The organism is Pantoea sp. SIMBA_079, assembly GCF_046940275.1.
Lineage (GTDB): Bacteria > Pseudomonadota > Gammaproteobacteria > Enterobacterales > Enterobacteriaceae > Pantoea > Pantoea borealis.
The window spans coordinates 1-311 of the sequence record NZ_JAWRYR010000145.1 but is presented as its reverse complement, the minus strand read 5'-3'; the positions used below and the strand labels follow the sequence as shown (position 1 = coordinate 311).

General features: G+C 42.8%; 1 protein-coding gene. It reads right to left on the bottom strand.

The window, feature by feature from the left end:
- Window positions 1-311: S8 family serine peptidase (locus SB719_RS19490; protein ID WP_412159648.1), on the bottom strand; the 311-nt coding region annotated here is incomplete at both ends.

The following is a 311-nucleotide window of genomic DNA, read 5'->3' as shown; positions in this document are numbered from 1 at the left end:
GACGTAATTTTCGATGAGGAACTTAATATCGTCTGGTGAATAACCTGGATTCATTTGTCTGTATAAAGCTGCCAAACCAGTTACATGCGGTGCAGCACAAGATGTTCCGTTAAAGGCTCTATAAGATGAACTTAATGATACATAGTCTGTTCCAGCTTTGTTTGCTGCACTTGCTGTTGTCGTCATAACTGGATCAGCAGGGGCAGCTACACTGATTTCTGGACCACGACTGGAGTAGGGTGCAGGTTGTTTGTTTGCCTTTAGCGCTGACACTGCAATAACAAAATCATATTTAGCAGGATAACGTACAC